This window comes from Bradyrhizobium sp. Crot121 (assembly GCF_059512385.1).
On record NZ_JCAMOR010000168.1, the window covers coordinates 1 to 5,516 of the forward strand.

Here is a 5,516-nt window from a genome sequence, read left to right on the forward strand (position 1 = left end):
CGTCAACGCTTACAACGACAAAGCCGAGCCCTTCGTCTGGACCAAGAAAAAGGTCCGTCAACGCCGGTTCAAAGGCCACCGTATCACTCAGCTCTGATTCCGGGTACTAGTTCAACACCGATCGGGACATTCCCGGCTTCGCAAGCATCTCGTCACCGTCACAGCTACTATGGCCAATAAATGCCCAAGCGACCGCGAAGAGCATCGATTATTCCGGCTTAAGCTGATAAGTAGGGGACGAACGGGTCTCCAAGAGAGACCACTCGCGTCGACGTGCATCTTGGCGGCAAGACGTCGAGGCCGATGGGACCGTCGCGTTTGGCAGCGCCCATTTCCTCTCCCACGTACATGAAGATAGACGCGCACTATCTCGAGAACAAATAGATGTTCGTTATGAAGCAATATCTCTTGCCTATGGCCGCTACAGGAACCGCAGATCCTTCGCACCGGCGGCATGTTTCGGGCTGTTGAAAACTGCGAGCAACCATCAAGCTGAAGTCAGGACCGATAACCGGTCTCAGTCGCCAGTTTTCCGAGCGCCCGCAGAACCGTCGCGAGAGGTACAATCAGGTGCGATGGAATATACTCATCCACCAGGCCGTCCTTCAGGAGCGCGCGCGCCAGCGGAATGTTTCGCATCACCGGCACCCCCGCAGCGGCCGCGGCATCAATCATTTGCTGCGCCAAGAGATCGGTACCTATGGCATCGATCATGGGCAGGGGGGTGCGCTGCCGATCGTAGTAGATCGCCACTGCAATATGTGTGGGATTGGTGATCAACACGGTCGCTCTACGCGACTGCTCAATCGCGTCCTTGGCTAACAATTGCGAATGGAGGCGCCGGCGTCGGTCTTTGATCAGAGGGTCGCCCTCATTTTCCTTAGCTTCTCGTTTCACTTCGTCCAGCGACATCAAATTCTTGTTCGTGAACTGCCATCGCTGGAACGCAAAGTCCGCAATCGCCACCACAAGGTAGCTCGCCCCCACATAACTAGCGATCCCGAGCAGCAGGTTACCCGTCACGGCACTTAGGCACGATATGCCACAGCTCGGCGTCCACACAAGCGCATGCACACCTTGGCGCAGCACAAGCATTATGACGAGGCCGAGTATCAGCACCTTCACGATCGCCTTACCCAGATCGACGAGATTCTGCAGCGAGACTATCCTTCTGACGTTCTCACCGGGGTTCAGCTTTTTCAGCGACGGCGTGACAGCCTCGGGGGAGAAAATCGCCCCGTTCTGCAGCAGGTTAGCGCCCACGCCGATGACCAGGACGATGCCGAGGAAAGGTGCGACCATACTTTGTACTTCACCGAAATAAAACTCGAGTAGCTGTCGGCTGACAATTAGGAAGTCCTCTTCAAGAAATGATACGGGCAAAAGGATCGTTGCCTTAAGTCGGTCTACTAGGCCAGGCAAAGAGGCGAAGAACAGCGCGAAGAACCCAAGGGTCACCGCCGCCGACACGACCTCCTTACTGTGCGGAACCTGTCCCTTCTTGCGCAAGTCCCGCAGCCTCGTGGGGGTCGGCTTTTCGGTCTTTCTACCGGTCACGACAGTCACCTGGCGATGCGATTGACGATCGCGACAGGCGACGGCATATGCTTGTCGGCATTGGCCAAAACAATCGTGAGCGATAGAATCAGCAGCAGAAGGGCAACTGCGCTCTTGACCGACATAGCGAGAAAGAAGACCTCCAGTTGCGGCGCGAACCGGCTGACCAGTGCCAAGCCCAACTCGCTGAGAAACATCGCAACGATGGCTGGACCGGCGAGAAGCAATGTCAGCAGCATCACGAGGTCTGCAAGATCTAACATACCGGTGACGAAGGCCGGACCAAATGCAGGATGAAAGCTCCACAGCGGCCAGAGGTCATGGGAGCGATAGAGCGCTTCTAATAGTTTGGAAAAGCCGCCGCTGACGAACAGCCATGTAGCGTAAAGCTGAGCTAGGAAGGTCCCAAGCGGCGAGTCCAGATTGAGGCTTGCCGGGCTCAAGAGGCTTGTCATCGTGGCCCCCCTCTGGTGGTCAATGAACGTGCCCGCGGTTTCCACACCCCACATAGTCGCGGCAACTGGCATGCCCAGGAGGCACCCGAGCAAGAGTTCCTTGAGCCCCAAGCCCAGGATCGGCACCAGACGTGTAATGTCGAGATCCGCAGGCATCGTTGCCCAAGCAAACCCCATTGCCGGGAGCGCCAATGCCATGATCACGCCGTTGCGCGCCGGCGCCGTCACCATACCACGTCCCAGAAAGGGCATGACAAGCACCATCCCTGTCACCCGTGCCATCGCAAGCGCAAGGACAACAAGGAAAGTACGCAGGTGAGCTGGATCAAGTGGTGACATGGAATGGACTACTCTAGCGCTGCCCAGGAAGCTGGCGGCGGTCGCTCTTGTTGCGTGCCGCCGGGCGAAGAGAGGCAAATTTAGCAAGTCCCTTGGGCCTCAGACTTACATCCCGGCGATCTGGTCGAAGATGTTCACCGTATAGCGGCTAAGTTCACCAAACCAATTCGCGGTGGCGGCCAGTATCAGGCTCACGCATATCAGCTTCACGGCGAAAGAGAGTGTCTGCTCCTGAACTTGGGTCAGAGCTTGCATAACACTGACGATCAGTCCGACGCCCGTAGCGACGAGGACTGTGGGCATCGACAGGACAAGTGTCAGTTTGAGAGCGCCAATGGCAATGTTGGTGAGTGTGGCGGTATTCATGTTGCTGCTCCCGCGTAGGAGAAGATGAGGCCATGAATTAGGCGCTGCCACCCGTTCACGGCAACGAACAAGAACAGCTTGAATGGCAAGGATATGGTCATTGGTGAGACCATCATCATGCCCATTGCCAGAAGGATGTTCGAAACGACGAGATCAATGACGATAAACGGCAAAAACAATAAGAAGCCGATTTTGAACGCGTCTTCCAGTTCGGATGTCATGAAGGTCGGAATCAAAATCATAAATTCGCTGCCACTTATGGCGGCGGCGTCCTCCTTGCTCCACAATCCCCGAGCCGCATTGACGAAGAATTGCCGTTCCCGTTGCGACGTGTTCTTCAGGAGAAAGTTGCGAACTGGCTCAGCAGCTAGCGTTATCGTTGTCCCTAATTCGCGGATATCTTGGGATGCGATTGGTTTGTCGCGCACTGCTTCATACGCACCTTTAGCCACTGGCTGCATGATGTAGACCGAGAGCAGGATGGCGATCGCATTCAGCGCCATGTTCGGCGGAATGTTCTGAACGCCGAGAGCATTGCGAATGAGCCCAAAGACGACGACGAGCTTCACGTAAGAGGTGACGGTAATCGCAACGAAGGGGGCGATCGCGACGCAGGCGATTAGGACGATCAGCGTCGCGGGATCAGGCAGCGCCATCATCGTTCTGCTCGTGCTAATCGCAGGTCGAGCACGCGCACACCTGTTCGCTCGGCGATGCGCACCAGTTCACCGGTTGCGACGACCTGGCCATTGACGCGCAAGCTGATATTGGTAGTGGCATCAAAACCAAGATCCAGCACTTGGCCGACAGCCAATTCGCGAAGCTGCCTGAGCGGCATGGTCAGGCGTCCAGCATCCACATCAACAGGAAGATCAATGCTGTCGAAGGTTTCCGGCGGGAGTGGATCCGGTCTATCCATCATACAGTCCGCAGTTGAAAGGATGGCAAGGCGGCCATCGAAGATCGAAGCTCGAAAGGAAGGACCGCCAGAGAGACATAGAAGAACAGTCATGACGCCGTCATGGTCGACGGGGGTGGTATCCAGCAGGACGACGTCACCTGAAGCGAGTTGATGCAGATCCGTCAAGATAAGGCTGATGGGTGCGACCAGCAGATCGAGAGAAACGGGCAGATCATCGAGCACGGCGTACACGACGGGAAGCGTAGAGCAGCAGTCGGCCATCCATTGCAGTCCACCGCCATCGAATTCGACCAGCCCGAGGATATCGCCCGGACGCTCCAAGCGAAGAATCTCAAATGCGTAGGGAAACGCTTCAGTGCTCTCGGCCGAAGACCAGATCGGCCGATGCCCACACCATTGTTCCACCTGGATCGCGAGATCTCGGAAGACAATGTCGAACAGGATTTCTCGCAGGCCGTCACCCGGAGGCAATGCGGTAATTTCCGGCCAATGTTGCACAGCCGCCGGCGGAAGGAGCGTCGAGTCAACTGCGACGCGAATCCCGTGGCCGCTTGGGCGCATCACGGCCCGGCAGTAATCCGCTGGAAGGCGCGGAGGTGTCGAGCCTGGCATGACAGCTTCCACGTCGATGCCAGCGATATTGAAGAGGACCGGCAGACGTGTAGCAAGACGCGAAACGGCGGCAGCCTCACGTGGGCCATAGCAGGGCAGATCGATCACGCGCCCTTCTCAACTTTGTAGTAGAGTAGTGTCTCAAATGTGCGAGATCGCCGGTTGCTGCCTTGTTCGTCCAATATTGAGCTGCAGGCGAAAACGACCATCACGATGCGCATTTCAAGTCGATCGGACAAATCGCGCGCAAATGGATGACCATGTACCTGCAGGATAGGCCAAAGCCGCTCGGATTCGATGCAAACCCTTAGGGTATCATGCTGGAAACTGACGATTACACGCGCATTGCCGAACAATTCGCGGTTCAGCATGATCTGCACCTCGGTATTGCCGGCACAATCTTGGCTGACCAAAGTGTGCTCGGTAATCCTCCTGGTCAACTCAGCGAGTTCGACCGATCGCGAAAGCTCTTCGGGCGCTCGCCGACGCCGTATAGGGCCCGGCATGGCGCCGATGATCGAACCGACAATCAAGGGAGAAGACGTGGCGCTTTCGCTTTCGGCCAGATCATGCGGATCATTGTCGAAATCCTTGCAATCAGGTGCGCGATCGGAGCCCTCGCAGGCGTCTAGATTCGCCTCTTCGATCAGTTGCGAGAACCAAGCGATATCCCCGGTACGCACACACGTCGGCACCGGGGCCGCCACCGGAATTGAACGGCCACGTGGTGTGATGCACGACATCGCAGCCCTTGTCGCTAGTTGCATCTAACTCCCTCCGTTAAGTTTGACCGCTGTGGGACTGGGTCACCTGGCTCAGCCGCGTTGAAGCGCTCGGCAGAACACACCATTCACCATCACCCCGACTTACCGAACCACAACAGTAGTTTTCACTGGGCCTACGTCTCCAGGACATCGTATTTGTCGGAACCTACTTCCTAGGAGAAAGGCAGGCAGCCGCTCAAGGGAGTAGTATCCACTTCTCCATGTACTCACGGTCGACCAGGAGCCAATACAATTTCGATATGGAGCCAGCTGATGAGGTTATGCCTTTCCGGAACAACATGCTCAGCGTCCAATGGCCGGTTTGAATGAGCAGGGACCAGTGCGATTTTCGGAGGTCACTCACACATACGGCTGATCGGCATGACATGCCGTAATTGGCAAGGGTTTCGCGGCGTGCTTGTCATGAAATGGACCCCGGTTTTGGGACCAGAGGCTAAGTTGGAAAAGGGCCGCTCCGTTTGATAGACGGAGGGCATGACG

At 56.5% G+C, this 5,516-nt stretch carries 6 protein-coding genes; all 6 read right to left on the minus strand.

The genetic code is table 11. The features are described from left to right. Positions 1–498 precede the first annotated feature (498 nt). The gene (locus tag AC5ZGW_RS45240; RefSeq protein ID WP_349644936.1) at positions 499–1,566 is read right to left on the minus strand and encodes an EscU/YscU/HrcU family type III secretion system export apparatus switch protein; all 1,068 of its coding nucleotides are present in this window, start codon (positions 1,564–1,566) and stop codon (positions 499–501) included. Next, positions 1,563–2,351: a type III secretion system export apparatus subunit SctT gene (sctT, locus tag AC5ZGW_RS45245; RefSeq protein ID WP_130231516.1), complete on the minus strand. Its 789-nt coding sequence runs from the start codon at positions 2,349–2,351 to the stop codon at positions 1,563–1,565. Before sctT ends, AC5ZGW_RS45240 begins: the two co-directional genes overlap by 4 nt. A gap of 105 nt (positions 2,352–2,456) precedes the next feature. After that, positions 2,457–2,717, minus strand: a complete 261-nt coding sequence (sctS, locus tag AC5ZGW_RS45250) for a type III secretion system export apparatus subunit SctS (protein WP_130231514.1) — start codon at positions 2,715–2,717, stop codon at positions 2,457–2,459. Then, positions 2,714–3,376, minus strand: a complete 663-nt coding sequence (gene sctR, locus AC5ZGW_RS45255) for a type III secretion system export apparatus subunit SctR (protein ID WP_207231186.1) — start codon at positions 3,374–3,376, stop codon at positions 2,714–2,716. Before sctR ends, sctS begins: the two co-directional genes overlap by 4 nt. Next, the gene (locus tag AC5ZGW_RS45260) at positions 3,373–4,359 is read right to left on the minus strand and encodes a FliM/FliN family flagellar motor switch protein (protein ID WP_130231512.1); all 987 of its coding nucleotides are present in this window, start codon (positions 4,357–4,359) and stop codon (positions 3,373–3,375) included. Before AC5ZGW_RS45260 ends, sctR begins: the two co-directional genes overlap by 4 nt. Continuing rightward, the gene (locus AC5ZGW_RS45265) at positions 4,356–5,018 is read right to left on the minus strand and encodes a hypothetical protein (RefSeq protein ID WP_130231510.1); all 663 of its coding nucleotides are present in this window, start codon (positions 5,016–5,018) and stop codon (positions 4,356–4,358) included. The genes AC5ZGW_RS45260 and AC5ZGW_RS45265 overlap by 4 nt, the downstream gene beginning before the upstream one ends. Between the last annotated feature and the right edge of the window lie 498 nt (positions 5,019–5,516).

Excerpts from the sequence above, each read along its gene's own strand:
- sctT (WP_130231516.1), bottom strand. The coding sequence starts at position 2,351 with ATGTCACCACTTGATCCAGCTCACCTGCGTACTTTCCTTGTTGTCCTT.
- sctS (WP_130231514.1), bottom strand. The coding sequence starts at position 2,717 with ATGAATACCGCCACACTCACCAACATTGCCATTGGCGCTCTCAAACTG.
- sctR (WP_207231186.1), bottom strand. The coding sequence starts at position 3,376 with ATGATGGCGCTGCCTGATCCCGCGACGCTGATCGTCCTAATCGCCTGC.
- AC5ZGW_RS45265 (WP_130231510.1), bottom strand. The coding sequence starts at position 5,018 with ATGCAACTAGCGACAAGGGCTGCGATGTCGTGCATCACACCACGTGGC.